Origin of the sequence: Streptomyces nojiriensis (assembly GCF_017639205.1) — a bacterium.
In the GTDB taxonomy this organism is placed as follows: Bacteria; Actinomycetota; Actinomycetes; order Streptomycetales; family Streptomycetaceae; genus Streptomyces; species Streptomyces nojiriensis.
In genome coordinates, this window is record NZ_CP071139.1 from 4,960,521 (window position 1) to 4,983,023 (window position 22,503).

General features: G+C 72.2%; 22 protein-coding genes. 14 read left to right on the forward strand and 8 right to left on the reverse strand.

Features of this window, described 5'->3' with window-relative positions:
* Positions 1-188 precede the first annotated feature (188 nt).
* The gene (locus tag JYK04_RS23180; RefSeq protein ID WP_229876519.1) at positions 189-674 is read left to right on the forward strand and encodes a prevent-host-death family protein; all 486 of its coding nucleotides are present in this window, start codon (positions 189-191) and stop codon (positions 672-674) included.
* Positions 671-1,021 carry a hypothetical protein gene (locus JYK04_RS23185; RefSeq protein WP_189743780.1) on the forward strand — a complete coding sequence of 117 codons (351 nt, stop codon included), beginning with the start codon at positions 671-673 and terminating at the stop codon, positions 1,019-1,021. Before JYK04_RS23180 ends, JYK04_RS23185 begins: the two co-directional genes overlap by 4 nt.
* 74 nt (positions 1,022-1,095) lie before the next feature.
* Here JYK04_RS23185 and JYK04_RS23190 read toward each other — a convergent pair whose 3' ends face one another.
* A complete protein-coding gene (locus JYK04_RS23190; protein ID WP_373297487.1) occupies positions 1,096-2,292 on the reverse strand; it encodes a pyridoxal phosphate-dependent aminotransferase in 1,197 nt (398 codons plus the stop codon).
* A 128-nt stretch (positions 2,293-2,420) separates the two neighbouring features.
* Between JYK04_RS23190 and JYK04_RS23195 the strand changes: the two genes are divergently transcribed.
* The 11 genes from JYK04_RS23195 (at position 2,421) to JYK04_RS23245 (ending at position 13,018) form a co-directional block, all read left to right on the forward strand.
* The gene (locus tag JYK04_RS23195; protein ID WP_189743784.1) at positions 2,421-2,654 is read left to right on the forward strand and encodes a hypothetical protein; all 234 of its coding nucleotides are present in this window, start codon (positions 2,421-2,423) and stop codon (positions 2,652-2,654) included.
* A gap of 371 nt (positions 2,655-3,025) precedes the next feature.
* Positions 3,026-3,574, forward strand: a complete 549-nt coding sequence (locus JYK04_RS23200; RefSeq protein ID WP_030010116.1) for a DUF2617 family protein — start codon at positions 3,026-3,028, stop codon at positions 3,572-3,574.
* Positions 3,575-3,690: 116 nt separating this feature from the next.
* The gene (locus JYK04_RS23205; protein WP_189743786.1) at positions 3,691-5,334 is read left to right on the forward strand and encodes a polyamine aminopropyltransferase; all 1,644 of its coding nucleotides are present in this window, start codon (positions 3,691-3,693) and stop codon (positions 5,332-5,334) included.
* 32 nt (positions 5,335-5,366) lie between these two features.
* On the forward strand, positions 5,367-6,185 hold the full coding sequence (locus tag JYK04_RS23210; RefSeq protein WP_189743788.1) for an SRPBCC family protein: 819 nt from the start codon (positions 5,367-5,369) through the stop codon (positions 6,183-6,185).
* 33 nt (positions 6,186-6,218) lie between these two features.
* Entirely contained in the window at positions 6,219-7,007 is a 789-nt protein-coding gene (locus JYK04_RS23215) for an aldose epimerase family protein (RefSeq protein WP_189743790.1), read from the forward strand.
* A gap of 33 nt (positions 7,008-7,040) precedes the next feature.
* A complete protein-coding gene (gene pyrE / locus JYK04_RS23220) occupies positions 7,041-7,580 on the forward strand; it encodes an orotate phosphoribosyltransferase (protein ID WP_189743792.1) in 540 nt (179 codons plus the stop codon).
* 356 nt (positions 7,581-7,936) lie between these two features.
* Positions 7,937-8,959: a class II fructose-bisphosphate aldolase gene (gene fbaA / locus JYK04_RS23225; protein WP_030755743.1), complete on the forward strand. Its 1,023-nt coding sequence runs from the start codon at positions 7,937-7,939 to the stop codon at positions 8,957-8,959.
* A gap of 370 nt (positions 8,960-9,329) precedes the next feature.
* Positions 9,330-9,743, forward strand: coding sequence for a DUF3151 domain-containing protein (locus JYK04_RS23230; protein ID WP_030012083.1), 414 nt, complete (start codon positions 9,330-9,332; stop codon positions 9,741-9,743).
* A gap of 166 nt (positions 9,744-9,909) precedes the next feature.
* The gene (locus JYK04_RS23235; RefSeq protein WP_189743794.1) at positions 9,910-10,764 is read left to right on the forward strand and encodes a tryptophan 2,3-dioxygenase family protein; all 855 of its coding nucleotides are present in this window, start codon (positions 9,910-9,912) and stop codon (positions 10,762-10,764) included.
* A complete protein-coding gene (gene kynU / locus JYK04_RS23240) occupies positions 10,757-11,968 on the forward strand; it encodes a kynureninase (protein WP_189743796.1) in 1,212 nt (403 codons plus the stop codon). Before JYK04_RS23235 ends, kynU begins: the two co-directional genes overlap by 8 nt.
* 171 nt (positions 11,969-12,139) lie before the next feature.
* A complete protein-coding gene (locus tag JYK04_RS23245; protein ID WP_189743798.1) occupies positions 12,140-13,018 on the forward strand; it encodes an alpha/beta hydrolase in 879 nt (292 codons plus the stop codon).
* A gap of 34 nt (positions 13,019-13,052) precedes the next feature.
* On the opposite strand, the gene JYK04_RS23250 is transcribed toward JYK04_RS23245, so the two are convergent.
* The 5 genes from JYK04_RS23250 to JYK04_RS23270 all read right to left on the reverse strand — a co-directional run bounded on the left by JYK04_RS23250 (position 13,053) and on the right by JYK04_RS23270 (position 18,002).
* Positions 13,053-14,006, reverse strand: coding sequence for a hypothetical protein (locus JYK04_RS23250; RefSeq protein ID WP_229876522.1), 954 nt, complete (start codon positions 14,004-14,006; stop codon positions 13,053-13,055).
* A 64-nt stretch (positions 14,007-14,070) separates the two neighbouring features.
* Positions 14,071-15,033 (reverse strand): MASE1 domain-containing protein, encoded by a 963-nt coding sequence (locus tag JYK04_RS23255; protein WP_189743800.1) that lies wholly within the window; start codon positions 15,031-15,033, stop codon positions 14,071-14,073.
* 44 nt (positions 15,034-15,077) lie between these two features.
* Positions 15,078-15,914 (reverse strand): PP2C family protein-serine/threonine phosphatase, encoded by an 837-nt coding sequence (locus JYK04_RS23260; protein WP_189743802.1) that lies wholly within the window; start codon positions 15,912-15,914, stop codon positions 15,078-15,080.
* Positions 15,915-16,047: 133 nt separating this feature from the next.
* The gene (locus JYK04_RS23265; protein ID WP_189743804.1) at positions 16,048-16,542 is read right to left on the reverse strand and encodes a carboxymuconolactone decarboxylase family protein; all 495 of its coding nucleotides are present in this window, start codon (positions 16,540-16,542) and stop codon (positions 16,048-16,050) included.
* Between the two features lie 176 nt (positions 16,543-16,718).
* A complete protein-coding gene (locus JYK04_RS23270) occupies positions 16,719-18,002 on the reverse strand; it encodes an adenylosuccinate synthase (RefSeq protein WP_030010833.1) in 1,284 nt (427 codons plus the stop codon).
* A 184-nt stretch (positions 18,003-18,186) separates the two neighbouring features.
* Here JYK04_RS23270 and JYK04_RS23275 point away from each other — a divergent pair, with 184 nt between their 5' ends.
* Positions 18,187-19,020 carry a diacylglycerol kinase catalytic domain-containing protein gene (locus tag JYK04_RS23275; protein WP_189744136.1) on the forward strand — a complete coding sequence of 278 codons (834 nt, stop codon included), beginning with the start codon at positions 18,187-18,189 and terminating at the stop codon, positions 19,018-19,020.
* Positions 19,021-19,275: 255 nt separating this feature from the next.
* Here JYK04_RS23275 and JYK04_RS23280 read toward each other — a convergent pair whose 3' ends face one another.
* Together JYK04_RS23280 and JYK04_RS23285 are read right to left on the reverse strand one after the other, a co-directional pair.
* The gene (locus tag JYK04_RS23280) at positions 19,276-19,974 is read right to left on the reverse strand and encodes an alpha/beta hydrolase (protein ID WP_189743806.1); all 699 of its coding nucleotides are present in this window, start codon (positions 19,972-19,974) and stop codon (positions 19,276-19,278) included.
* A gap of 123 nt (positions 19,975-20,097) precedes the next feature.
* Positions 20,098-22,491 (reverse strand): ATP-binding cassette domain-containing protein, encoded by a 2,394-nt coding sequence (locus JYK04_RS23285; protein WP_189743808.1) that lies wholly within the window; start codon positions 22,489-22,491, stop codon positions 20,098-20,100.
* Between the last annotated feature and the right edge of the window lie 12 nt (positions 22,492-22,503).

Genomic DNA, 22,503 nt, shown 5'->3' on the forward strand with positions numbered 1-22,503 from the left:
TACAACCCCGCAAGGACGCACGATGACCGGTGTCGGAACGGCCCGCGCGAAGCGGCCCCCCTAGAGCCGGCGCAGCCGCTCGGCGGCCTCGCGCAGGACGTCCTCGCGCTTGCAGAAGGGCAGGACATGAGCACAGAGCACCAAGGAAAACTCTGGCACTCAGAACACAATCTGAGTACAGTCTGGGTATGAGCCTCACTTACCTGGGAGCCGAGCCCGAGTCGGTTTCGTTCACGGATCTGTCGAGAAACCCGAAGGCCGTAGCTGCCCGAGCCGCCGCCCTCGGTGCTCTGCGCGTCACGCATCGGGACGCACCCGACATGGTGTTGACGACGGCCGTGCACGCGGAGCGCACCGAGGAGAACCTCACGACGGCGTCCCGGCTCTTCCTCGCGCTCATGAAGCACGATGACGGAGCCCGGTCGCTCCTGCTGGCGCTGCCCGAAGTCTTCCCGTGGGTGCGGCACCTGGACGACGAAGAGATGCGCGCGTTCACCGTGGAACTCCTGGAAGCGCTTTCCGATGCGGCGGAGCTGGGTGCGCGGGAGGCCGTGCACCGCGCGCTCGTCTCCTGGAGGGCGACGGCTCGTATCAACGCGGATCCGGAGCAGCTCAAGGAAGCTCTGCGTCCGCTCGACGGGGATGACCTGGGGCCGGTCGAGGTGGGTGGGTGAGCCCGAAGAAGGGCGATCGGGTCAGCGTTCCACCCCTGAGCGGATGGAACGTCGTCTTCGGGACCACGGAGGCGGTGGCGGGGTGGGAGGAGCTGTGCCGCGCGGCGCTGCCCAGTGCCCACCGGTGCCTGGAGGCGTTGCGCACCGACCCGCTGTCGCGTGACAACTGGAATCGTCAGCACCAGTTGCGCGGGAGACTCGCCACCAAGGAGTGGAAGGGCTCCGCGCTGGAGCAGTGGGAGTTCGAGGTCACGAGCGGCGGCCGCGTGCGCTACGTGGTCAGCCCTGAGACGTCGACCGTAATCCTGGTCTACGCGTCCACGAGGCACCCCAAGGACACCGAGTAACTCGTGGTGCCCGTGCGGCACGGGCACCGGCCGAAAGCCCGGGCCCTGTGCCCGCACGTCCACCTGGCTTGCGCTCAGCGAGTCAGTCGGCCGAGGCGGTTCACCGCCTCCTCCAAAACATCCGTTCGCTTGCAGAAGGCCCAGCGGACCTGGGTCCTGCCCGCGGCCTTGTCGTCGTAGAAGACCTGGTTCGGGATGGCGACCACGCCGCAGCGTTCGGGGAGGGCGCGACAGAAGGCGAGGCCGTCCTTCTCGCCGAGCGGGGTGATGTCTGTGGTGATGAAGTACGTGCCCTGCGGGCGGAAGACCTCGAAGCCGGCCGCCGCGAGGCCGTCGGCGAGGATGTCGCGCTTGGCGGCCAGGTCGGCGCGGAAGGCGTCGTAGTAGCTGTCGGGCAGGGCGAGGGCCTCGGCGATCGCGTACTGGAAGGGGCCCGAGGAGACGTACGTGAGGAACTGCTTCGCCGAGCGGACCGCCGTGATCAGCTCCGGGGGCGCGGTGACCCAGCCGACCTTCCAGCCGGTGAACGAGAAGGTCTTGCCGGCCGAGGAGATGGTGACCGTGCGCTCGCGCATGCCCGGGAGGCCCGCCAGCGGGGTGTGGGCGCCCTCGAAGACCAGGTGCTCGTACACCTCGTCCGTGACGACCAGCAGGTCGCGCTCGACGGCCAGCTCGGCGATCGCCGTGAGTTCGGCCGGGGTCAGGACGGTGCCCGTCGGGTTGTGCGGGGTGTTCAGGAGCAGCAGGCGGGTGCGCGGGGTGACGGCGGCGCGCAGTTCGTCCAGGTCGAGGGCGAAGGCTCCGGCGTGCGGGCGCAGGGTGACGGGGACGCGCACCGCGCCGGCCATGGCGATGCAGGCCGCGTACGAGTCGTAGTACGGCTCCAGGGCGATGACCTCGTCGCCCGGTTCCAGGAGGGCGAGGAGGGCGGCGGCGATGGCCTCCGTGGCGCCCGCCGTGACGAGGACCTCGGTGTCGGGGTCGTGGCCGATCCCGTAGAAGCGCTGCTGGTGCGCGGCGATCGCGGTGCGCAGTTCCGGGACGCCCGGGCCCGGCGGGTACTGGTTGCCGAGTCCCGTGAGGACCGCGCGGGCGGCCGCCTCGGCGATCTGCGCCGGGCCGTCGGTGTCGGGGAAGCCCTGGCCGAGGTTGATCGAACCGGTGCGCGTGGCCAGCGCCGACATCTCCGCGAAGATCGTCGTGCCGAAGGCCGCCAGGCGGCGGTTCAGGAAGGGGCGGTCGCTGCTCACGGGTGTGCTCATGGTCGTCATCCTGAGGGCAACCTCTGGACTTCCTCAAGTGTGCTTTGGGCCGCGCGGCCCGGGGGCATTTCCCCCTCACGCGGGACGCGGGGATCCCGCTCCCCCGGGAAGACCGGGGTGTGAGAGAGGTGGCGCACATGGGGTTCGTCTTCGTTGTGATCCTGCTCTTCGTCGCGGCGTACTTCCTTGTCAAGCTGGTCCGGTCGTCCGCGGGCCGGGGCTCGTCCCGGCGCCGGGGCGGGCGCGGCCACGGCAGCTGGTGGAGCGGTGACGGCGGTTCCTCGGGCGGCGGCTGCGGATCGTCCTCCTCGTGCGGGGGGTCGTCCTCCTCGTGCGGCGGGGGCGGCGGCTGCGGTGGCGGTTCCAGCTGACGCGGGGGCGGCGCGAGGCCTCGGCCCGACACCCGCGCAACACCCGTGAAACACCCGCGGCTCACCGCGTGGACGAGGGCGTTCGGCGGTCCGACTGCCGTGGGACGCCCTCTTGTTCGCCGATGCATGACGACGCGCGGGACGCAACTTCTTGAACACGTGAACTGCGGAGCCCCCGGGGGGATGTAAACCCCGTCAAGTTGGGTAAAAACGCTGTGAGTGCCGTGCCTTTCATGATTCCCTCGGTTGAGTAGACCAGTCCTCGGACCTCCCTGGACTTCCTGTGGACCCGTGCCGGTTTCCCCCCACCCGTGCTTGCTACCGCTGGCGGGCCCCGGCCCATCTCCCTCGCGCGTTTGCGGAGCCGACTCATGCTCACGACCCTCCAGACCTCATACACCGACACGCGTGCCGCCGATCTCGCCTGGGCCCTGGGTCGGGACCGGTTGCCCGCCCTGGCCGTACTGAACCTCGAACTCTCGGGGGCGAAGGTGGAGTTGCGCCTCCTCGGGGCGTCCCACCAGGTGCTCCTGGAGGAGGGGGAGGTGCTCTGCTCGGAGACCGTCGCCTGTATGCCCGGCAGCAGTACGCCGCTGCCGCTCGGCGTGGCGAAGCGGGTGGGCGACTGGGAGTACGAGTTCGCCGCGCGCGTCGAAACCCTCTCCCGCGGCTCCTTCGCCGGGCGGGCCCAGGAGTTGCTCGCACTGGTGGCGGACCACCCGAACGGACTAGCTGGGACCTTTCCCGGAAGTCCGCACGCCTTCACGGCCATGCTCGCGCAGCGCTACGAGGGCCAGGTGCGCTGGCGGACCTGGCACGCGTACCCGCAGGAGGGCCAGCTGGTGGCCACCCGGACACGGGTGGGCGTACGGATCGGGGCGCCCGCGGCGGCGGCCCTGGAATCGCCCGCGCTGACGTAGCGGGCGCCGGGGGCGCGATTATCCCGCCATGGTTACGCCAACTGGCCGGATCAGTACGCCACTTACACCCATGTGGGTGACCGGATGCAGGTGAGTGGTGACGTACGGTTCGCTGCATGATCGACCGTTCCGTCCCGCGCCGGGTGCTCCCGGCTCCGGATCCTCGGGGCGCCGCGACCGTCCCGGCCGCCCTGCCCGTACGGCCCCGGACCGGCCGACTCCTCGTCCTGGCCACCGTATTCGTCTGCGCCGCATGCGGGCTCGTATACGAGCTGGAGCTGCTCGCCCTCGGCACCTACCTCATCGGCGACTCCGTCACCCAGGCGTCGGTCGTGCTGTCCGTCATGGTCTTCGCCATGGGCGTCGGCTCCCTGCTCGCCAAGCGCTTCCGCCACCGGCCCGCCTTCGGTTTCGGCGCCATCGAGGCCGGACTGGCCCTCCTCGGCGGGCTGTCGGCCATAGCGCTGTACGCGAGCTTCGCCTGGCTGGGGGAGTCCCGCCCCGCGCTCGTCGCCTTCTCCTTCGCCATCGGGGTGCTCATCGGCGCGGAGATCCCGCTGCTGATGGTCCTCATCCAGCGCATCCGCCGGCAGGACGCGGGCGGGGCCGTCGCCGACCTGTTCGCCGCCGACTACGTGGGCGCCCTCGTCGGCGGCCTCGCCTTCCCCTTCCTGCTGCTCCCGGTGCTCGGCCAGCTCACCGGCGCCATGGTCACCGGCACCGTCAACGTGATCGTCGGCGGCGGGCTGGTCCTGTGGCTGTTCCGCCGCGACCTGAGCCGCCGCTGCCGCTGGCTGCTGATCGGCGCGAACGTGACCGTACTGGCCGTGCTCGCCTCCGCGACCGTCCTCGCCGACGACTTCGAGCGGACCGCCCGGCGCGCCGTCTACGGCGGTGAGGTGCGGGTCGCCGTACAGACCGGGGTGCAGGAGCTGGTGCTCACCGGGCCCGGGACCGGTTCCCCGCGCTCCCTCGACCTCTACCTGGACGGGCGGCTGCGGGTCAGCGGCTACGACGAGTACCGCTACCACGAGGCCCTGGTCCACCCCGCGATGACCGGCCCGCACCACCGCGTCCTGGTCCTCGGCGGCGGCGACGGGCTCGCCGCGCGCGAGGTGCTCCGCTACCGGGACGTCTCCTCCGTCACCGTCGTCGAACTCGACCCCGGCGTGGTCCGCCTCGCCCGCACCGATCCGATGCTCTCCGCACTCAACGCCCGGGTGTACGAGGACCCGCGGCTCGCCGTCGTCACGCAGGACGCCTTCCGCTGGCTGCGGGGGCCGGCCGCCGACGACCGCTTCGACGTCATCGTCTCCGACCTCCCCGACCCGGGCATCACCCCCAGCACGAAGCTGTACTCGCAGGAGTTCTACGGGCTGGCCGCGCGGGCCCTGCGGCCCGGGGGCCGCATCGCCGTGCACGCCGGACCGATGTCCACGCGCCCGCGTGCGTACTGGACCGTCGACTCCACCCTCCGCGCGGCCGGCCTGCACACCGCCCCCTACAGCGCGGGCGGCCGCCTGACGGGCTTCGCCGCCGGACCCGACCGCACCCCCCACGGCGTGACCGACGCGCCGCCGCAGGACTGGGGCTTCGTCCTGGCCGCCAGGGACCAGGACCCGCCCCTGCGGGTGGACCGCGACACGCCCGCGCTGCGCTCGCTGTCGACCGGCTCCCTGCAGGACGCCGCACGTGACGCGGAACGCACCCGGGTGCCCGGACTGCCGCCGTCGACGCTGCCGCACCCGCGGTATTCGTGACCCGGTGCGGTCTCGTCGGTAGGCTCGACCACATGGAGCATCAGGTGTTCGTCCCGGTACCGGCAGACGATCTCCGCGCCGTGCTGCGCGACCCCGCCCGGGTGGCCCGGTGCGTGCCGGGACTCCAGCAGGACGCCGACACCGACGCCGGGCCGGTCTCGGGCCGGCTCAAGGTCCGGGTCGGCGGGAGCACCGTGACCTACCGGGGCGCCCTGGCCGTCACCGAGCGCGATCCCGGGCACTTCGCCTTCGAGGGCGAGGGCACGGAAGCCCGGGGCAGCGGGAGCGTGAAGTTCGCCCTCGACCTGCGGCTGACCCCGGTCCCGGACGGGACCCGGCTGGACTTCCACGCCGAGGTCACCGCCGACGGGCGCGCCGCCGCCTTCCCGCCCGAGGCCGCGGCCACCGCCGTGCGCCGGCTGCTGGACCGGGCCGCGGGACTGCTGGTCCTCGGCTCCGCTCCCGACGCCGTGGGCGACCCGGTGGCCGAGGCCGAGGAGGCGGAGGGCGGAGCGGGGCCCGGGTTCGTCGAGGACGACGGCACCGAGGTCACCGCCTCCCTCTTCGAGACCGACGTACCGCCGCCGTCCCTGGACCCCTTCCTCGCCGGTCGGTTCGAGGGCTCCGACGGGGCCCCGAGGCCCCCGGCCGAGGCCGCCCACGCCCGCCGCACCATGATCGGCCGCAGTGCGGAGGAGGTGGACCACGCGCCGCCGCGCGGCCGGTACGCCCCGGTCCCCGCGCCCGCCTCCGCCGGCGCCGGCGACAGCCTGCGCTGGATCGCCCCGGCCGCCGCCTTCGCGCTCGCCTCGGCGGTTGTCATCGGCCGCGCACTGCGGCGCCGTCGCTGATCAGAGGGCCCGGCCCGCATTAGGGTCGACCGCATGAGTACGCAACTGAGCGCCGGCGGCGCCGAGGTGACGGTCGACCAGCAGAACGGCTGCCGGATCAGCAGCCTGCGCATCGACGGAACGGAACTGCTGCGCCAGGGCCCGACGTTCGGGGCCTTCCCGATGGTCCCCTGGTGCGGCCGGACGGCGAACGGGCAGTTCCGCGACGGCGCGACCGTCCATCAGATGCCGCTCAACCACCCGCCGCACGCTCTCCACGGCTTCGCCCGCGACGCGCCCTGGCGCCCGGCCGGGGCCACCGCCACCGAGGCCGCCTTCGCCTACGACCTCACCGACCCGTGGCCGTACCCCGGCCGGGTGACCCAGGTCGTCACGCTCACCGAGGACTCGCTGACCCTCACCATGGGCGTCGAGACGTACGGGGACTCCTTCCCGGCCCAGGTCGGCTGGCACCCCTGGTTCCTGCGCAACCTCGAGGCGGGCGGCCCGGACGCGGAGGTCTCCTTCGAGCCCGCGTGGCAGGAGGAGCGCGGCGCCGACCACATCCCCACCGGCAACCGGATCGACCCGAAGCCCCGCCCCTGGGACGACTGCTTCGGCATGCCGCACGGCGTCGACGTCACCCTCACCTGGCCCGGCGCCCTCGCACTGCGGGTCACCAGCCGGGCCGAATGGGTGGTCATCTACGACGAGGAGCCCGAGGCCGTCTGCGTGGAGCCCCAGTCGGGTCCGCCGAACGGGCTGAACACCCTCCCGCGCCTGGTCACCCCGGTGGATCCGCTGGAGGTCTCCACCACCTGGACGTGGCGCCGGCTCGGCTAGGACCTCCACCGGGCCCCCTCTAAGCTCAGAGGCATGAGTGACGTACGCGATGCGCTTCTGCAGCAGATCAAGGACAAGGCCGTCGTGCACGGCAAGGTGATCCTCTCCTCCGGTCTCGAGGCCGACTACTACATCGACCTCCGCCGGGTCACCCTCGACGGCGAGGCGGCCCCGATGGTCGGCCAGGTCATGCTCGACCTCACGGCCGACCTCGACTTCGACTGCGTCGGCGGTCTGACCCTGGGCGCCGACCCGGTCGCGACCTCGATGCTGCACGCCTCCGCCGCGCGCGGTGAGCGCCTGGACGCCTTCGTCGTCCGCAAGGCGCAGAAGGCCCACGGCATGCAGCGCCGTATCGAGGGCACCGACGTGAAGGGCAAGCGCTGCCTGGTGGTCGAGGACACCTCGACCACCGGCGGGTCCCCGCTGACCGCCGTCGAGGCGGTCCGCGAGGCCGGAGGCGAGGTCGTCGCCGTCGCCACGATCGTCGACCGCGGTGCGGCCGACGCGATCGCCGCGGCCAACCTGCCCTACCTCACCGGATACCTCCTTCAGGACCTCGGCCTGTCCTAGGCCGTCTCTTCCGGATCTTGCCGGGCCCGCGACGCCCGGCCCCGGGTCGGCTCCGGCCCCGGGTCGGCTCCGGCCCCGGGTCGGCCCCGGCCCCGGGTCAGCTCCGGTCCCGGCTCCGTCCGGCCACCGCGACAACTGGTGACGAAGGCTCTCGGCCGCCCCTGGGGCCGGCCTGACCTGCTCTTTCCCGGGCGCCCGGGATGTTTCACGTGAAACTTCCCGGGCCGTTCGCCCACCACGTGAGACCGGCAGTCTGGACCCCTGCGCTGAGTCTGGAAAGATAGGCGCGACGATGACGTCGCCCCCAGGTCAGGGCCCGCAATAAGCACACTCCCGCACATCCAAGGAGCCGGCAGATGCCCATCGCAACCCCCGAGGTCTACAACGAGATGCTCGACCGGGCGAAGGCAGGCAAGTTCGCCTACCCGGCCATCAACGTGACCTCCTCCCAGACCCTGCACGCTGCCCTGCGGGGCTTCGCGGAGGCCGAGAGCGACGGCATCATCCAGATCTCCACCGGTGGTGCGGAGTTCCTGGGTGGCCAGCACAACAAGGACATGGTCACCGGCGCTGTCGCCCTGGCCGAGTTCGCGCACATCGTGGCCGCCAAGTACGACATCACGGTCGCCCTGCACACGGACCACTGCCCGAAGGACAAGCTGGACGGCTACGTACGTCCGCTGCTCGACATCTCCGCCGAGCGCGTGGCCCGTGGTCTGAACCCGCTCTTCCAGTCGCACATGTGGGACGGCTCCGCCGAGACCCTGGCCGACAACCTGGCCATCGGCCAGGAGCTGCTCGCCAAGGCCGTCGCCGCCAAGATCATCCTTGAGGTCGAGATCACCCCGACCGGCGGCGAGGAGGACGGCGTCACCCACGAGATCAACGACGAGCTGTACACCACCGTCGACGACGCGATCCGTACCGCCGAGGCCCTCGGCCTGGGCGAGAAGGGCCGCTACCTGCTGGCCGCCTCCTTCGGCAACGTGCACGGCGTCTACAAGCCGGGCAACGTCGTCCTGCGCCCCGAGCTCCTCAAGGACCTCCAGGCCGGTGTCGCCGAGAAGTACGGCAAGGCCTCGCCGTTCGACTTCGTCTTCCACGGCGGCTCGGGCTCCACGGCCGAGGAGATCGCCACCGCGCTGGAGAACGGCGTCGTGAAGATGAACCTCGACACCGACACCCAGTACGCCTTCACCCGCCCGGTCGTGGACCACATGTTCAGCAACTACGCCGGTGTGCTGAAGGTCGACGGCGAGGTCGGCACGAAGTCGAAGTACGACCCCCGCACCTGGGGCAAGGCCGCCGAGGCGGGCATGGCCGCGCGCGTCGCCGAGGCGTGCGCGAACCTGCGCTCCACCGGTACCAAGCTGAAGTAGCCGCCCCCGGCGAGCCGCACCGCAGGGCCCGGCCCCCGTCCCACGACGGAGGCCGGGCCCTGCGGCGTTCCCCGGCCCGACACCGCGCCGGGCCGCGGCGCGCGGCTGCCGCACGGTCCGAACGAGGCCTTCCGGTGCGACTGTTCCGCAACGCAGCCGGCCCTGACATCGTGTCCGCACGCGCCCCGCGAGCCGGTCGGGGCGACCGCCCCCGCGAACTGGCCCGGCCCCTCCCCACGTCAAGGGCCCGCACCCGGCAATGCGAGTGACGCGGCAGGGGCGTGGGGCCGCGGACCAGCGCATACGGCGGGGCGGCGACAGCGAGGGGACAGCGGGTTTCGCGGACCACCGCACCCGGCAGACTGGGGGCATGTCCATTCACCAGAACCTGCTCGGGGGCCCCGCCCCCACCCACCTGCCCGACGAGCCGGGCCGCGAGGCCATCGCCGCCGGCACCCCCGCCGTCGAGGTGGCGGCCGCGCACCCTACGTCGTCCCTCGCCTGGGCGATCCTCGCCGACGAGGCCTTCGCCGCCGGCAGCACGGTCGAGTCGTACGCCTACGCCCGTACGGGCTACCACCGCGGCCTCGACGCGCTGCGCCGCGCCGGATGGAAGGGCCACGGCCCCGTGCCGTGGGAGCACGAGCCGAACCGCGGCTTCCTGCGCGCCCTGCACGCCCTGGCCCGCGCGGCCGAGGCGATCGGTGAGAAGGAGGAGTACGAGCGCTGCTCGACCTTCCTGCGCGACTCGTCCCCGACGGCCGCGGACACGCTGAGCGCCTGATCCCGTACGGCGGGGAGTGACACGCACCGAAATTGTGTGGTCTGTGTCACTCTCCGCTGGAGCGCGGGCGCGCCGGTGTCCTATGCTGCGGGCAGGGGACCGGGGCTCCACTCACCTCACGGAAGGGGCGGACCGCTACCCGGAAGCACGTGTCGAGGAGACAGCGATGTCGAAAACCCTTGATGCCTCCGGAGTCGGCGGGTCGGAAACCCCGAACCTCGACTTCGACGGCACGACCCCGTACGAGGACTACGTCCAGGCGGACGTCCTCACCCACCTCCAGCACCTCCGCTCGGACGACCCGGGCGAGATGGTCTTCCTGGTCACGACCCAGGTCATGGAGCTGTGGTTCACGGTCATCGTCCACGAGTGGGAAACCGCCGCGAAGGCCCTGCGCGAGGACCGCATCCCGGTCGCGATGGATGCGCTGAAACGTTCCCTCCGCGAGCTCGAGGCCCTCAACGCCTCCTGGCGCCCGCTCGCCCAGCTCACCCCGGGACAGTTCAACGCCTACCGCGCCGCCCTCGGCGAAGGCTCCGGTTTCCAGTCGGCGATGTACCGCCGGATGGAGTTCCTGCTCGGCGAGAAGTCCTCCTCCATGCTGGTCCCGCACCGGGGCGCCCCGCGCGTCCACGCGGAGCTGGAGAAGGCCCTGCACGAGCCCAGCCTCTACGACGAGGTGCTGCGCCTGCTCGCCCGCCGCGGCCTGCCGGTCCCGGACGCCGTCCTGAACCGCGACCTGTCGCTGCGCTACGAGCCCTCGGCCGAGGTCGAGGCCGTCTGGACGGGCCTGTACGCCGCCCCGGACGACAACGAGACCGTGGACCTGCACCGCCTCGGCGAGGTCCTCACGGACGTCGCCGAGCTCGTCTGGCGCTGGCGCAACGACCACCTGGTGGCCACCCGCCGCGCGATGGGCGCGAAGACGGGCACGGGCGGCTCGGCCGGCGTGACCTGGCTGGAGAAGCGCGCGACGAAGAACGTCTTCCCGGAGCTCTGGACGGCGCGCAGCTATGTCTGACGATTCCACGGACATAGCGGCGGACCTCCGCGCCCGCGCGGCCGAGCTGGACGCCGCCGACGGGCTCGCGAAGCTCCGCGAGCGCTTCACCCTCCCCGACGGCGTCGTCTACCTGGACGGCAACTCCCTCGGCGCCCTCCCGGCCGGTGTCGCGGACACCACCGCCGACGTCGTCGCCAGGCAGTGGGGCGAGCTCCTCATCCGGTCCTGGGACGAGAGCGGCTGGTGGACCGCGCCCGAGCGGATCGGCGACAAGCTCGCCCCGCTCATCGGCGCGGCCCCCGGCCAGGTGGTCGTCGGCGACTCCACGAGCGTCAACCTCTTCAAGGCCCTGGTCGGCGCCGCCCGTCTCGCGGCACCCGGCCGGACGAAGCTGCTGGTCGACGCCGCCACCTTCCCCACCGACGGCTACATCGCGCAGTCGGCGGCCAGGATGACGGGCCTGACCGTCGTCCCGGTGGACCCCTCGCACGCGGCCGAGGCCATGGACGCGGACACCGCCGTGGTCCTCCTCAACCACGTCGACTACCGCAGCGGACGGCTCCACGACCTCCCCGCCCTCACCGCGGCGGCCCGCGCCGCCGGGGCGATCACGGTCTGGGACCTGTGCCACTCCGCAGGGGCCCTCCCCGTCGGCCTCGACGCGCACGCCGTCGACCTCGCGGTGGGCTGCACGTACAAGTACCTCAACGGCGGCCCCGGCGCGCCCGCGTACCTGTACATCGCCGCCCGCCACCAGGCCGGCTTCGACTCCCCGCTCCCGGGCTGGAACGGCCACGCGGATCCGTTCGCGATGACCCCGGCCTTCGAGGCGGCCCAGGGCGCGACCCGTGGCCGCGTCGGCACGCCGGACATCCTGTCCATGCTGGCCCTGGAGTCGGCGCTCGACGCCTGGGACGGGGTGTCCGTCGAAGACGTACGGGCCAAGTCCCTCGCGCTGACCGACTTCTTCCTGGAATGCGTGGCGGCGTACGTCCCGCAGGGCCGGGTCGAGTCGGTCACCCCGGCCGAGCACGGCCGCCGCGGGAGCCAGATCTCGCTGCGGACCGAGAACGCCCGCGAGGTCATGGGCGAGCTCATCGCGCGCGGCGTCATCGGTGACTTCCGGGCACCCGACGTCCTGCGCTTCGGCTTCACCCCGCTCTACGTCGGTTTCGCCGACGCCGAGCGCGCCGCGCGGACACTGGGTCACATTTTCGGGTGACTCGGTAGCGAAACGTCACATCACCGGGCGGGCGGGGCTACGGCCCCGTCCGCCCGGTCATATTCCGGGCCCCGCACGGAAGCCGGTGTTCCAGACTGATACGGTCCCGCTCTGCCGGAACACCGGAACATCTGTCCCCGCTGTCCCACGCGTTACCGAGAGGTTGAGCCGATGACGGACCCCGCCGCAGTGGAACGGGATGCCGCGGAGGCCGCCTCGGCCTTCGCCCACCCGGCCGTGGCGCCGGACGCGACCGCCGCGTACGGGGAACACCCCGACCACGTCGTCGACTTCTACGCCCCGCGCGGCGACACCCGGGAGCCGGCCCCGCTCGTGGTGCTGCTGCACGGGGGTGCCTGGCGGGCCCCGTACGACCGGCAACACGTCACACCGTTCGCCGACTTCCTGGCCCGCCGCGGTTTCGCCGTGGCCAACGTCGAATACCGGCGCGGCAGTTCGCTTCCGCACCAGAACGCCGGCGGGCCGGTCGCCGGGCGCTGGCCGGAGACCTTCGACGATGTCGCCGCCGCGATGGACGCACTTCCGGGTCTGGCGGCCGACGTGCTCCCGCAGGCCGACGTACGCCGCACGGTCGTCACCGGCCACTCGGCCGGCGGCCACCTCGCGCTGTGGGCCGCGGCCCGGCACGTGCTCCCGGCCGGCTCCCCGTGGCGACTGCCCTCCGCGCCGATGCTGCGGGGCGTGGTGGCGCTGGCCCCGATCGCGGACTTCACGGTGGCGGAGGAACTGGGCGTGTGCGGCGGCGCGAGCGCGCAGCTGCTGGGCGGGGCCGACCACTGGGACGAGCGGCTGCCGTACGCCGATCCGGCGGCGCTGCTGCCGACGGGGATCGCCACGGCGGTGGTCCAGGGCCGGGACGACATCGTGGTCCCGCAGCAGGTGGCCGAGGCGTACGTGGCGGCGGCCGCGAAGGCGGGGGAGATGGTCGGGCTGACCCTGCTGGACGCGGTCGGTCACTTCCCGCTGATCGACCCGGCGGCGGACGCGTGCGCGGTGGTCGCCGAGGAGATCTCGCAGTTGGCCTGGTAGCGCCCGGCGGCGCACCCGTACGGCAGGCCGGTGCTCAGCAGTCGTAGCGGTGGGCGTACGGGGTGTCCGGGCAGCGGCGGCAGACGAAGAAGTACATGCCGCCGAGGTCGCCCATGTCCATGCCGTGCCCGAACCCGTCCAGGGCGGCGGGGTCCGCCTCGGCCCGCCAGGACGGGGTCGCGGCCCCCTCCTGGCGGGGGTTCCGGTCGTCCAGGGGGAGCCAGCGGCCCGCGCCCGGTTCGGTCGCGGTGACGCTGAGCAGGTGTTCCATACGGGTGCCGCAGCCCGCGCAGCCGGGCCAGTCGGGCTGCTGGGTCCACCCCGGGTAGCCGCCGACCTTGCTCTGCTGCGTGGTGGCCACGTCGAAGTAGCCGTAGCCCCGTTCCTCCCGAAGGGCCTCGAACCGCTCGTCGAGCAGTTCGCCGAGCCCGTCCGGCAGGTCCTGGTTCGGGTACTCGACCGCAGGTGTGGGGGACACCGTGCAGGGGCGGGGCAGGAACTCCTCATCCGCGGTGTGCGGGCGCGGTGCTTCCCCGGAAGTGGCGCGGGCGGCCGTCGGCCCGGTGCTGCGCCAGTGCAGCCGGGGGGCGGCCGCGTACGGGGCCTCGTCGTGGACGAGCGGGCACCACAGGATCTGCAGCAGGTCGGCTCCGGCGGGGAAGACCAGGCCGGGCACGTCCCGCGCGTACAGCTGGACCACCGGGACCATCGCGACGGGCTCCGGCCCGACGGGCGGGCCGAGCGGCTTGTAGTGGCCCGGTTCGGCGCACATCGGCCAGGGCTCGTCCGCCGGCCACAGCAGCGGTCCGCCGAGGGAGCTGTCACCCGGGCCCGGCCTTCCCGCCCGGGGATAGAGCAGGGTGACCTCGCGGGCCGAGCCGGTCAGTTCCGGGAAGACCGCCTCCACGTCGAAGGGGATCGGCGCCAGCGGCCGGGGCCCGGACGGGCGGGCCCGGGCGGCCTTCTGCTGCGGGTGCCCTGACGGCATGGGCGCCTCCCCTTGGCCGTGTCGCGCGCCACGACCCTAACCCCCGCCTCCGACACCCGGCCGACTAGCGATCCGATTTGCCCGGGGCCAGTTGTTCCACCAGTTCGGCCAGGTCCTCGCAGACCTGCTCGATCTTCAGGCGGACGTTGTTCTGCTCGGTGACCAGGGCCGAGAGCAGCAGCCCGGTCAGGGCCGCCGCACCGTTGAGGCCCTGGAGGTTGATCATGATTTCGAGCAGGGTGTGGTGGGCGAACGGCCCGTCGTGGGCGGTCGCCGCGGCGATCGACAGGACCGACACCAGCAGGGTGACCGGGGCGCTGCCGGCGAGCTGGAAGCGTACGGCCGCCCAGATGATCAGCGGGAAGACGAGGAAGAGCAGCGAGAGGGGGCTCCGCGTGGCCACGAGCGTGACGGCGACCGAGGCGACCACCAGGGCCACCGCCTCGACCGCACGGTAGCCCTCCCGGGGCCGCCGGACCGTCACGAGCCTGCGCAGGACGAGCATCACCGGGGTCAGCACGAGCACGCCCATCGCGTCCCCGGCCCACCAGGCCGACCAGACCGGCCAGAACTGCGACGCCGGCAGGTCCCCGGTGAGCACCAGCGCGCAGGTCCCGATCGTCGCGCTGATCAGCATGGGCAGCAGGCCGCCCAGGAAGACCAGCGCCAGGGCGTCCCGCAGCCGGTCCATCTCGGTGCGGAAACCGACCCGGCGGAGCATCAGGTACGCGCACACGGGGGCGAGGACGTTCCCCGCGACGATGATCAGACCGGGCGGGTCGAAATCGGTGATCTGCTCGATGGTGAGGTACGTACCGAGCGCGATCCCCGGCCACGCCCGCAGGCCCAGCCAGAGCAGGGAGGTCAGCGCGATGCCCGTCGGCAGCCACAGGGGGGTGACCTCGGCGTCGTTGACGACCACACGCTGGTACAGCCCGATCAGCCCGCCCAGGTAGTAGGCGACGGCGACCGCGAGGATCGGCAGCAGAGCTGCGGGCAGACGTCGCCATCCCTCGGTGCGCACCACAGCATCAGACAACAGCCCGGCGCCCCCACGGGCCGTGACACGCGCTAGGGGCCGTCTTCCGGATCGGGCCGGGCGTCGTGGCTGAGCACCAGTACGGCGGCGTCGTCGGCGTGGCCGGTGGAGTCGGCCACCTTCATCACCTCGGCGGCCAGCTCGCCCGGATCGGTGCCCGCGGCCTCCCGCACCACCCTGGCCACCCGCTCCAGTCCGACCTCGATCGGGAACTTCGGACCCTCGACCACGCCGTCGGTGAGCAGCACGATCGACCCCGCCTGCGTCAGCCGGCGCCGGGTCACCGCGTACCCCGTCCCGGGCACCAGGTTCAGCGGCGGGCCGCCGTCGTCCTCGGCTATGCCGTACGCGCCGTCGACGGTGGCCCAGACCGCCGGGACGTGGCCCGCCCGGGCGGTCTCCAGCTCCTGTGTCTCCGGATCGAAGCGGAGCAGGCTGCAGGTCGCGAAGAGGTCGCGGTCCATGGAGAGCAGCACCTCGTTGGCCCGGCTCAGCACCTCGCCCGGGTCGACGACGACGGCGGCCACGGCGCGCAGGCAGATCCGTATCTGCCCCATGAAGGCGGCCGCCTCCACATCGTGGCCCTGGACGTCACCGATGCAGAAGGCGAGCGCGCCCTCGGGCAGCCGGAAGCCGTCGTACCAGTCGCCGCCGATGTCCAGGCCGTGCCGGGCGGGCGCGTACCGTGCGGCGGTCCGCAGGCCCGGCAGTGCGGGCAGCGAGGCGGGCAGCATCTCGCTCTGCAGCGCCTCGGCCAGGTCCACCCGGGCCTGCTGCAGCTCCACCCCGCGGCGGGCCTGGTCGGCGAGCCGCCCGAGCGTGCTGAGCAGGTCGGCGCTGGCCGCCCGCGGGGCACGGCGAGGAGTCACGGAACGCTCCGAGGTGCATCCATCCGTCCCTGCTTCCGCTGCGCGAAAAGCTCGTGCACATCATATTTCCGCCCACCCGGAACCCGCCCCCCGAGACCGGACCCGCCCCGCCCCGCGGAGGCCTACGGGGGCCTCAGCCCCACTGCTCGTCGGCCAGCGAGCCGACCGGCTGCGGCTTGCCGATGACGGCCAGGGCGATGAAGAAGTTGATCTGCCCGATCGCGATGGTGAGGGTGGCGAGGGCCTTCTCGTCGTAGTGCGCGGCGACCTCGGCGTAGAGCTCGTCGGGGACCCGCTCCCGGCCGTGCGGGGCGGGCTGGAGGGTGGCCTCCACCAGGGCGAGGGCGGCGCGCTCGGCGGCCGTGAACCAGGGGGCGTCCTGCCAGGAGGAGACGGCCGTGATGCGCTCCTCGGACTCCCCGGCCTTGCGGAGGAAGCCGGTGTTCAGGACGGTCAGGTAGGTGTTGCCGACGATCTGCCCGGCGCGCAGGTGGACCAGGCTCATCGTGGTCCGCGGCACCGAGCGGTTGCCCGTGGCCCGGAAGAGGGCGGCGCTGATGTCGTTCAGCTCGGGGACGAAGTCGGCCGGGTTCGGCATCCGGGAGAGGGAGGTGTTCGTGTGCGTCATGGCTGCTGCTCTCCTTCGGTCGGTGTCTGCACAGCACTGACGGAGGGGAGCGCGCGGATGTGACAGGGGGGCGGGACTTTTCTTTTCGGCGTTCCGGGTCCGGGCGGCGTTCCGGGAACGCCGGAGGGGCGGCGGGCGCGGGGTGCGCCTGCCGCCCCTCCGGGGGACCGGATCTCCTAGAGGAACGAGTTGATCTCGATCGTCTCGGTACGGCCGGGGCCGACGCCGATCGCGGAGATCGGGGCGCCCGACATCTCCTCCAGGGCCTTGACGTACGCCTGGGCGTTCGCCGGAAGGTCCTCGAAGGTCTTGGCCTTGGTGATGTCCTCGGACCAGCCGGGCAGGTATTCGTAGATCGGCTTCGCGTGGTGGAAGTCCGTCTGCGAGTACGGCAGCTCCTCGACGCGCTTGCCGTCGATCTCGTACGCGACGCAGACCGGGATCTGCTCCCAGCCGGTCAGTACGTCCAGCTTGGTGAGGAAGAAGTCGGTGAGGCCGTTCACACGGGTGGCGTAACGTGCGATCGGCGCGTCGAACCAACCGCAGCGGCGGTCACGTCCGGTGGTCACGCCGCGCTCGCCGCCGATGCGGCGCAGGTCCTCGCCGTCCTGGTCGAACAGCTCGGTCGGGAACGGGCCCGCGCCGACTCGGGTCGTGTAGGCCTTGAGGATGCCGATGACGCGGCTGATCTTCGTCGGGCCCACGCCGGTGCCGGTGCAGGCGCCGCCGGCGGTCGGGTTGGACGAGGTGACGAAGGGATAGGTGCCGTGGTCGACGTCGAGCAGGGTGCCCTGGCCGCCCTCGAACAGCACGACCTTGTCCTCGTCCAGCGCGTTGTTGAGGATCAGGGTGGTGTCGGCGACGTACGGCTTGATCTGCTCCGCGTACTGGAGCATCTCCTCGACGATCTGGGCGGCGTCGATCGCGCGGCGGTTGTAGAGCTTCGCGAGGAGCTGGTTCTTGCCCTCCAGCGCCGCTTCGACCTTCTGGACGAGGATCGACTCGTCGTAGAGGTCCTGGACGCGGATGCCGACGCGGTTGATCTTGTCCGCGTACGTCGGGCCGATGCCGCGACCGGTGGTACCGATCTTGCGCTTGCCGAGGAAGCGCTCGCCGACCTTGTCGAGGGTGACGTTGTACGGCGTGATCAGGTGCGCGTTGCCGCTGATGAGCAGCTTGGAGGTGTCGATGCCGCGCTCGTTCAGGCCGCGCAGCTCGGAGAGCAGGACGGCGGGGTCGACGACGACACCGTTACCGATGACCGGGGTGCATCCGGGGGAGAGGATGCCGGAAGGGAGAAGGTGCAGCGCGTACTTCTGGTCGCCGACGACGACCGTGTGGCCGGCGTTGTTGCCGCCCTGGTAGCGCACTACATAGTCAACGGATCCACCGAGCAGGTCGGTGGCCTTTCCCTTGCCCTCGTCACCCCACTGAGCTCCGAGCAGCACAAGAGCGGGCACAGGCGTACACCTCTTCCGGATGGGGCATGTCCAAGGTCAGGGGGCGTACGACGATGTACACCGCAGGCTGAGCCGTCGGACCGGTACCCCGGAATAGACGAAGGCCCTGGCGCAATAGCGCAAGGGCCTCTTGCACAAAGATGCTACCCGAGGAAGGACCGAGGTGTCGGCTCCAGAGCCCACCATGAGCCAAGCGGGCGCGCCGGTAGGCGGCCTGCTCGTGCTCGTCGACCCGGTCGCCCGCCGTCTTGACGGCGAGTCCGTGCGGATCGCGAAGGATGTGTTGTCAGCGGGCGCGGCAGCGAAAATCTGCCTCCCGGATTCGCAGGAGGAATTTGCGCGGGCTCTTGCCCGCCGGGGCCATCGGCGGCTGGTGATCGTCGGTGACGACCGGGCCCTGGTGCGCGCCGTGGGGCTGCTGCACCGGGAGCGCGGGCTGGGGGAGGGCCCCCTGGCGCTGGTCCCGGTCGGCCCGGTGGGGTCGCTGGGGCTGGCGCGGTCCCTCGGCGTGCCGCTTTCGGCCGTCGCCGCGGCCCGGGCGGTCCTCGACGGGTCGGTGCGGGCCTGTGACCTGCTGGTCGACGACAGTGACGGGGTGGTGCTCGGCGCGCTGCGGATCCCGCCGGTGCACGGGGTCCCGCGGCCCACCGGCCCGTCGGTGTGGAGCGCGTACCGCTCGCTGGTGCGGACGCTGGTCCGGCCGGTGGCGGCGGCCGGTGGTGTGGCCACGAGCCGGCACCGGCTGCGGGTCGAGGCCGACGGGGTGCTGCTGGCGGACGTGGACCGGCCCGTGGAGGACGTCTCGGTTCGCACCCGGGACGACGGCGGCGCGGCGGAGGTCGTGGTCCGGACGGGTGGCGGCGGCTCCGCCGAATCGACGGTGACGGCCCGGGCGAAGACGGTGACGGTGTCGGGCGCGGACTTCCGCTACCGCGCCGACGCGGCACTGACCGGCCCGGTCCGCCGCCGTACGTGGACCCTGCGTCCCGGCGCATGGACGCTCACCGTGCCCCGGTGACCACACCGGGTACACGGGACGCGCCGGGTGGCCGGGGCGATCCGGACCCGCAGGACCCGCAGGACGCGCCGGCCGACGGGCGGCACCTGCTGACGCTGGGCCCGCTGGGGCGGCGGGTGCTGCCGCCGCCCCGGCCGCTCGCGGGCGACCCGGCCGCGGCCGGGGCCCTGTGGGCCCCGCACTCCGGCCCTCTGGGCTGCTGCGCCCGGCCCTCTCGCTGCGCCCGGCTCGCGCGCCGCGGGCGCGCGCTCCCGGTCAGGGCGCGGACACGGCGAGCGCGGCCTCTTCGATCAGATCAGTGACCGGTACGGGCTGCGAGGCGAGCGAGGCGTGGCCCGCGTCGAGCTCGATCACCTTGCGGGGCTTCATCCGCTCGGCCATCCGCCGCTCGTTGTCGGGGTGGATCATCCGGTCCGCCGTGGACACCTGGTACCAGCTGGGCTTCGTCTTCCAGGCCGGCGCGGTGACGTCGTCCCCGAAGGTCGAACCGGGCGGAGCCTTCTGGGTCACGGCCATGACCAGCGACTCCTGCGCCGAGAGGTCCTGCGCGAAGCTCTCGTGGAACTTGTCCTGCTTGATCCACAGGTAGCCGTCCGAGTCGGGCGCGATGTTCTCGAACGCGGCGGGGGGCAGCTCCTGGCTGATCTGCCCGGGGCTCTCCCCGGCGTCCGGGGCGAACGCCGCCACGTAGACCAGCCCGACCACGTTCGGCAGGTCCCCGGCCTCGGTGATGACCGCGCCGCCGTACGAGTGCCCCACGAGCAGCACCGGACCGTCGATCTGGCGGACCATCTTGCGGGTGCGCTCGGCGTCGTCGGCCAGTGAGGTCAGCGGGTTCTCCACCGCGTGCAGGGAGGCGAACCCGCGCCGGTGGAGCTCGGGGATGACCTTGGCCCAGTGGGCGGCGCCGCCCCAGAATCCGTGGACCAGGACGATGGCGGGCTTGTCTGTCATGGAGGTCGCACCTTCGGTCGTGGGGGGTACCGATACGTCCGCCGACCACGCTGGGCAGCTCCCCGGACCTCTGCCACCGCAGTGGCTGGAGGTCCGGGCCGGAGGTCCGGGGAGGGGCGCCGGTCAGGCGCCGACGTACGCCGCGAGGTGCTCGCCGGTGAGGGTGGAGCGGTCCTCCACGAGGTCGGCGGGGGTGCCCTCGAAGACGATCCGGCCGCCGTCGTGACCGGCACCGGGACCGAGGTCGATGATCCAGTCGGCGTGCGCCATGACCGCCTGGTGGTGCTCGATGACGATGACCGACTTCCCGGAGTCGACCAGCCGGTCGAGCAGGCCGAGCAGCTGCTCCACGTCGGCGAGGTGCAGGCCGGTGGTCGGCTCGTCGAGCACGTAGACGCCGCCCTTCTCCGCCATGTGGGTGGCCAGCTTGAGCCGTTGCCGCTCGCCGCCGGAGAGCGTGGTGAGCGGCTGGCCGAGGCTGAGGTAGCCGAGCCCGACGTCGGCGAGCCGGGTGAGGATGCGGTGCGCGGCGGGGGTGTGCGCCTCACCCGCGCCGAAGAACTCCTCGGCCTCGGTCACCGACATCGCGAGCACCTCGCTGATGTCGCGGCCGCCGAGGTGGTACTCCAGCACCGAAGCCTCGAACCGCTTCCCCTCGCAGTCCTCGCAGGTGGTCGAGACGCCGGCCATCATCGCCAGGTCGGTGTAGATGACGCCGGCGCCGTTGCACGTGGGGCAGGCACCCTCGGAGTTGGCGCTGAACAGGGCCGGCTTCACCCCGTTGACCTTGGCGAACGCCTTGCGGATCGGGTCGAGCAGCCCGGTGTAGGTCGCCGGGTTGCTCCGGCGCGAGCCGCGGATCGCGCCCTGGTCGATGGAGACCACGTCCGCGTCGGGGGAGAGCGACTTGTGCAGCAGCGAGCTCTTGCCCGAACCGGCGACGCCGGTGACGACCGTGAGCACTCCGAGCGGGATGTCGACGTCGACGTCGCGCAGGTTGTTCGCCGTGGCCCCGCGGATCTCCAGCGCGCCGGTGGGCTTGCGCACCGACGCCTTGAGCTTGGCCCGGTCGTCGAGGTGGCGGCCGGTGATGGTGCCGCCGGCGCGCAGCCCCTCGACGGTGCCCTCGTAGCAGACGGTGCCGCCCGCGGTGCCCGCGCCGGGGCCGATGTCGACGACGTGGTCGGCGATCGCGATGGTCTCCGGCTTGTGCTCCACGACGAGCACGGTGTTGCCCTTGTCGCGCAGCCGCAGCAGCAGGTCGTTCATGCGCTGGATGTCGTGCGGGTGCAGGCCGATGGTGGGCTCGTCGAAGACGTAGGTGACGTCGGTGAGCGAGGAGCCGAGGTGGCGGATCATCTTGACGCGCTGCGCCTCGCCGCCGGACAGCGTGCCGGAGGCCCGGTCGAGCGAGAGGTAGCCGAGGCCGATCTCCACGAACGAGTCGAGGGTGAGCTGCAGTGCGGTGAGCAGCGGGGCCACCGAGGGCTCGGCGAGGCCGCGTACCCACTCGGCCAGGTCGCTGATCTGCATGGTGCAGGCGTCGGCGATGCTGATCTTCTTGATCTTCGAGGACCGGGCGCCCTCGCTGAGCCGGGTGCCCTCGCACTCGGGGCAGACGGTGAAGGTGACCGCCCGTTCCACGAAGGCCCGGATGTGCGGCTGCATCGCTTCCTTGTCCTTGGACAGGAAGGACTTCTGGATCTTGGGGATGAGGCCCTCGTAGGTGAGGTTGACGCCCTCGACCTTGACCTTGGTGGGCTCCCGGTAGAGGAAGTCCTGCATCTCCTTCTTGGTGTACTTGCGGATCGGCTTGTCCGGGTCGAGGAAACCCGACTCGGCGTAGACCCGTACGGTCCAGAAGCTGTCGGACTTCCAGCCGGGGATGGTGAACGCGCCCTCGGCGAGCGACTTGGAGTCGTCGTAGAGCTGGGTGAGGTCGATGTCGGAGACCGAGCCGCGGCCCTCGCAGCGCACGCACATGCCGCCGGTGCGGGAGAAGGTCGCCTTCACCGTCCTGGTCTTGGCTTCGCCGCGCTCGACCGTGATGCCGCCGCTCGCCCGGACGGAGGCGACGTTGAAGGAGTAGGCGCTGGGCGGGCCGATGTGCGGCGTGCCGAGCCGGCTGAAGAGGATGCGCAGCATCGCGTTGGCGTCGGTGGCGGTGCCGACCGTGGAGCGGGGGTCGCCGCCCATGCGCTGCTGGTCGACGGTGATCGCGGTGGTGAGTCCGTCGAGTACGTCGACCTCGGGGCGGGCCAGCGTGGGCATGAAGCCCTGGACGAAGGTGCTGTAGGTCTCGTTGATCATCCGCTGGGACTCGGCGGCGATCGTGTCGAACACCAGCGAGCTCTTGCCCGAGCCGGAGACACCGGTGAACACCGTCAGCCGGCGCTTGGGGATCTCGATGCTGACGTCCTTGAGGTTGTTCACGCGCGCGCCGTGCACGCGGATCAGACCGTGGCTGTCGGCGGCGTGCGTCGTGTGCTCGGGGTCCGGCGCGGTGGCCCTGCTCATCGTGTCTCCATC